The sequence below is a fragment of the Micromonospora sp. ATCC 39149 genome, assembly GCF_000158815.1.
GTDB lineage: Bacteria > Actinomycetota > Actinomycetes > Mycobacteriales > Micromonosporaceae > Micromonospora.
Window position 1 is genome coordinate 1 of the sequence record NZ_GG657741.1, and the last position, 5,470, is coordinate 5,470.

The 5,470-nt window shown below is 67.6% G+C and carries 4 protein-coding genes and 1 pseudogene; all 5 read left to right on the forward strand.

The window, feature by feature from the left end; translation table 11 throughout:
* The coding region (locus MCAG_RS29355) for an APC family permease (RefSeq protein ID WP_036378408.1) at positions 1–998 on the forward strand (998 nt) is incomplete at its 5' end.
* Positions 999–1,523: 525 nt separating this feature from the next.
* On the forward strand, positions 1,524–2,000 hold the full coding sequence (locus tag MCAG_RS29360; protein WP_232290441.1) for a hypothetical protein: 477 nt from the start codon (positions 1,524–1,526) through the stop codon (positions 1,998–2,000).
* Positions 1,997–3,254 (forward strand): annotated as a pseudogene (locus MCAG_RS29365) (histidine decarboxylase). Before MCAG_RS29360 ends, MCAG_RS29365 begins: the two are co-directional and overlap by 4 nt.
* 538 nt (positions 3,255–3,792) lie before the next feature.
* Positions 3,793–4,722 carry a hypothetical protein gene (locus MCAG_RS33125; protein WP_007076566.1) on the forward strand — a complete coding sequence of 310 codons (930 nt, stop codon included), beginning with the start codon at positions 3,793–3,795 and terminating at the stop codon, positions 4,720–4,722.
* Positions 4,723–4,951: 229 nt separating this feature from the next.
* On the forward strand, positions 4,952–5,470 hold a 519-nt coding region (locus tag MCAG_RS29370; protein ID WP_036378410.1), incomplete at its 3' end, for an SUMF1/EgtB/PvdO family nonheme iron enzyme.

Genomic DNA, 5,470 nt, shown 5'->3' on the forward strand with positions numbered 1-5,470 from the left:
CCACCGTTCTCGCGGTGTCGCTGCTGATCGTGGCGGTGTTCGTCCTCGCCGGGCTCGGGCAGCCGGCGGGCGGCGGATTGTCCTGGGAGGGCTTTGACGCCTCTGGGCTGGCCGTAGGCGGCATCGGTGGCGCCATCGCGTTCTGCGTGGCCGCCTTCATGGGTGTTGACGCGCCGGGGTCGTTCGTCGAGGAAGCCACGGACCGCCGGTCGGTCAGCCGGGCCACGATCGCTGGGGCGCTCGTGCTCGGTGGGGTGTATGCGGCGGCGGCGTGGGCGATGGGAGTGGCGGTCGGCCCGCACGCTGTCGCGCAAGCGGCTGCTGATCCGGCGGCGGGGCTGCCGTTTACGGTCCTGGACCGCCTCGGTGGCTGGTGGGCCGCTCTGGCGAGTGTGATGTTGGTGTTCGCGGTCGTCACCTCGATGCTGGCCTTCCACAGTGTGGTCGCCCGGTACGTGTTCGCGATGGCCCGCGAAGGTGTCCTGCCCGCCGGGCTGGCACAGACCGGCAGCGGCACGCGGGTAAGTGCGCCGCGCGGCGGCTCAGTGACGCAGACCGCCGTGGCGGCGGTCGTGGTGGCCGCGTTCGCGGCCAGCGGTGCCGACCCCCTCGTCGTGATGTTCACCTGGCTGTCGACGTTGGGTGCGATGGGCTTGCTGTGTCTGCTGCTGGCCGCGTCGGTGGCCGCGATGACGGCCCCGGCCAGCGTGCGCGGCCCACAGGCGGGCGTGTGGCAGTGGCGGCTCGCGCCCGGCTTGGGCGTGGCCGGCGGGTCGGTGGTGCTGGTCCTGATGGTCGGCAATGTCGGCTCCCTGCTCGGTGCCGCGCCCGGGTCGCTGTATCCGTTCCTGCTGCCCGCGATCCTCGCCGCCACCGCTGTCGCGGGTGGGGTGTGGGCTGGGCGGCTGCGGCAGTCGCGTCCGGAGGTCTACGCCGGTATCGGCCACGGCACCCCGAAGACGCACGCCGTTCCCGACGCCATCAACGTCTCGATCTGAAAGGGCATGCGATGAGAACCTATGCGGCCATGCCCACACCCCGTGGGCGCTACGGGGTCGATCCCCTCCATCCCGGCTGGCGGCCTGACCAGCCGCCGCCGGCACCACCCGCTCCTGGCCCGCGCCGGCCAGCGGACTACCCACCGCCACCCGGCTACCGCGCGGCCCCCGCCCCAGACGACTACCAACGACCGCCCGACACCCGGGTCGCCCCACCCCCGCCTGCGCAGCACCCACACCCGTATCCGCAGGGCGGCGATGGACCCTCGGCTGAGGCGTGGCGGCGGGCGGACCTGCGCCGACAGGTCGCGTACCGGTGCAAACGGCTCAACACCGGCCACATGGTCGAGGCCGACCAGCGGTTCGGGCAACGCGACGCGCTCGGCCCGCACGGGGTGATGCTGTTCTTCACCTCCGAGGCCCCGGCCGAGCCGCACGGCTACAAGCTGCACACCGCCTACCGGCTGTGGCTGGCCTCCCCGGAATCGGTTTTTTCTCCCTCGCCTGCTGGCCGACCTGGCAGACGTGGCGAGGGACAACATCGCCCGCGCGGCTGCCGCTGTTTTTCCGTTTTTCATCCCCTCGGCCCGGACGGTCTCCATGGTCAACGGCGGAAACATGAGCCCACCCGCCGGAGCGACATACGTCGGCGTCGGCGTCACCACCCTCGACTCCGACCAAGGCCGCTGGGACCAGCTCGCCCGAACACTGCGCGAACCTTCTGCCGCCAGCCGCCACATGTCGGTGTTCGACCTCAAAGGCCAGTGCTACGCGCTGTTGACCGACGGCACCGCCCTGCACGTCGACCGCGATCCCCGCGCCCGCCTCGGAGTCGACGGGATCCGCTGCACCAAGACCCTCGACCCCGAACGGATCAGCTACTACAACCCCCACGCCACCCTCATCGAGCAGTGCGACGACGCCACCCGCGAGGTATGGCGGCAGCTCGGCGCGCTGCACCACACCCTCACCAACCACCTGCTCGCCGGGCGGCCAGCGTGACCCACACCTCCACCCTCGACCTGGCCGACGCCGCTGATCTGAGCCGCGCGCCGCTCGACGTCACCAGCGTGCTCGACCACCTGGTGAGCGAGGCCGACGCCGCCGCGGCGACGAGCATCGGGTTTCCCGGCGCCGTGGACCTCGACCAGAGCGAGATCATGGCCCGCCTCGGCACCCGGTTGTGGAACAACATCGGCGACCCGACCGACACCGGCGGGACAGCCCACACGCGGATGCTGGAGCGGGCCGTCGTCGCCTGGGTCGCCGACACCCTGTCCATGCCCGCCGAGGATCGGTGGGGCTACGTCACCACGGGCGGCACCGAAAGGCAACCTGTCCGCCCTGCACGCCGCCCGCCGCCGCCATCCCACGGCCCGCGTCTACTACTCGACCACCGCGCACTACTCCATCCCCAAGGCGGTGGGACTACTTGGGGCGCGTGGTGTGGTGATCAAGGCCCAACCGGACGGGGAGATGGACTACACGCATCTCGCCGCGCAGGTCCGCCGACGCAGGCGGTGGCCCGCCATCGTGGTGGCCACCGCCGGCACCACCATGACCGAAGCGGTGGACGACACCACCCGCATCCGTGCCGTCCTCGACGAGTACGGCGTTGACGGACACCTGCACGTCGACGCGGCCCTGTCCGGCATCCCGCTCGCTCTCGACGGCCGGCTTCGCCTCGATGATGCCGCCGGCATCAGCAGCATCGCCATCAGTGGGCACAAGTTCCTCAGTGTGCCGACCCCGTGCGGAGTCGTCCTCATCCGCGACAGCGCCCGCACCCACGCCAGCCCCGTCGCCTACACCGCCACCCTCGACACCACCATCACCGGCTCCCGCTGCGGGCTGGCCGCCGCGCTGCTGTGGCACGCCATCGCCACCCAAGGCCGCGAAGGCCACCGCTGGCGCGCCACCGAAGCCCGCCGCCTCGCCGCCTACACCGCCGACCAGCTCACCCAGATCGGCTGGCGGGCATGGCGGCACCCACACGCCTTCACCGTCGTCCTGCCCACCCCACCCGAACCCGTCCGCAAGAAGTGGCTGCTCGCCACCGACGGCGACACCAGCCACATCATCTGCATGCCCGGCATCACCCATGGACAGATCGACGCCTTCGTCGCCGACCTCGCCGCCGCCACACCTCCCAGAAGGATCCCCCGCACCCGGCCCGCGAGTGAATCGCGCACCAGCACCTCCCCGCAGGTTCCCGTTCCGGCGCCGTCTACCGCACTCCGGAGGCAACCGTCATGACGACCGGCTACGTGTTCCATCCCGAGCACCTGTGGCACGACACCGGCACCAGCGCCGGCCTGCTGCCCGCCAACCCAGCAGCCGGCATCCCACCCGCCGCGCACATCGAGAACCCCGAAGCCAAGAGACGCGCCCACGAGTCGATCCACGCCTGCGGGCTTCTCGGCGAACTGATGGTCATCGAGCCGCGGCGGCCACCGTGGCGGAACTGCTGCGGGCTCACACCGAGGAGCACGTCCGGCGCATCAAGGCCGAGAGCGACCAGGTAGGTACGGCTGCATCTGCACACCGGCGCCGAGTTCGGTCTACGTCCGGCAACTCGCCGCCTGATCTGGCGGCGGTCCAACTCGGTGACGTTGCGTGACGGGTATTGCCGAGCTCGGCCGCCCCTCGGCATGCGGATCTGTCGAGATGAGTGCGAACGCCGACGAGATGATGGAGCCGGCATACCTTTAGAAGTCCGCCATAACGCCTTTTTCGGTCGAAACCTGACGAGACTCTACCTGCTCTAGCCGTCAATCTCTTGTAGATTGCCCGCATGTCATCTTTCCTCTTGGCGGCCACCTCGGAAGGCTCTGCGGACTGGTCGTCGAGTAAGCTGATCATCCCTGTGGTTGCTGCATTATTGGGGTTTGTGAGCGGCTATCTTCTGGAGATAGTCAAGTCAAAACGCGGATCAAGGACCGTACTGGCATGGGATTTAAAGATTGAACAGCCAGAACTCAGCTATGGCGCAACGCAGGCCGAGCGCATAAAGATAAGCTATCGCGGCAGGGAAGTTGACCGGTTGATCACTGTTCGTTACACGGTAACTAATACTGGAAATACCTCAATTAAGAACCAGTTGGTGCGGTTCGCATTTCCGCAAGATGCTCAAATTCTACAGCAGGAATTGGACCCTAGGCCTGAGCCGGAGATGGGGGTGCGGGACATTACGGACGAGGATCCCAACTTCGTGGGTCCGCGATACAAGATTGGGCACTTGGACCCTGGTGACTCCGTCGGATTCGCCTTCGCAGCAGACGGAGGAACTTGGCATAGCTGGGGAGGTGCCAAGCTTCGCAATGAGGAGACCGACGTTGTGTACCAGCGTCGGGACGTTGCGCTGAACCGCGACGATCAGATGCATGTGGCACCATTCTTGTTCGGCCTTGCCGCAATCTTGATCATAACAACCCTTACGGGGGCGGCGTCGCTGGCCATTTGGATTGTAGGCAAGTTTTACATCAGCGATCTGACGTTCTTCGGTGTCATCATCTTTGTAACGCTCCTTTTTGCCGCCGTGGCTGCATATCTTTTATCTCACGCACGTCGGGCGACGAAATCTATCGCGAGACGCTGGACGGCAGGCGGGCGCGGCGATGCGTCGTTAATTGCCAATGGAAACAGTTGGTTTGCATACGCGCCGAGCGGGGTGGTCCATATTACGCCGTCCAGGCTTGATCAAGGCGACGGCGGCTCCGCCTGAAATTCTGAGGCGAACCCGCCTCAGAATTGCGGCGCTGCTGTCGCATACAACGCATGCAGGCTTGTCGGCCGTGCTCATCTGCCGCCGATCGTGCGCGTGGGCCAGCAGAGCACCGTCACGCTGGGTGGCCAGCATCCTCCCTCTCCTGCGGCCTGAACTACCGATGAGCGTGTGTGCCGTCTGAGTGCTTGTGCTCGTCCAAGTGCTCGGGCTGTTAGCGTTCGGCATTGTGTGGAGCGAGGAAGTCGTGGCCGAGCGGCCGGCCTGGCGGCATATCCCGTCCGGCATGGTTTTTCGGAAGGTGCCGGGTGGGACGTTCCGGATGGGTCTGTCCGAGGGGGAACTGGCGGCGGTGCGCGCGATTGGGCGCAGTGGAGGGGCCGAGGACTCTCTTGAGCCGTTCTTCGCCGGTGCCGGTGCCGCCCAGCCGGTACGCGAGGTGCGGGTCGCGCCATTCCTGATCGCCCGGCATCCGATGACGGTCGCGCAGGTCCAGCACTGGTTGCCTGAGTACGAGGACGACTACGCCGACGCGGACTCCGGCACGGCACGGATCGAAGATGACCTGGACGACCTGCTCGACGCTTTGCCGTTCCGGCTGCCCAGCGAGGCGGAGTGGGAGTACGCAGCCCGAGCCGGCACCACCACCCTGACCTTCCGCGGTGACGGGAAACCCGGCGAGGACCACCTGCTCGACGACTTCCGTGATGAGCAGCGGATCGCTGCCGCTGAGAACGCGTTCGGGCTG

Bases quoted from the DNA above. Each gene is read 5' to 3' on its own strand.
- MCAG_RS33125 (WP_007076566.1), top strand. From the start codon at position 3,793: ATGTCATCTTTCCTCTTGGCGGCCACCTCGGAAGGCTCTGCGGACTGG.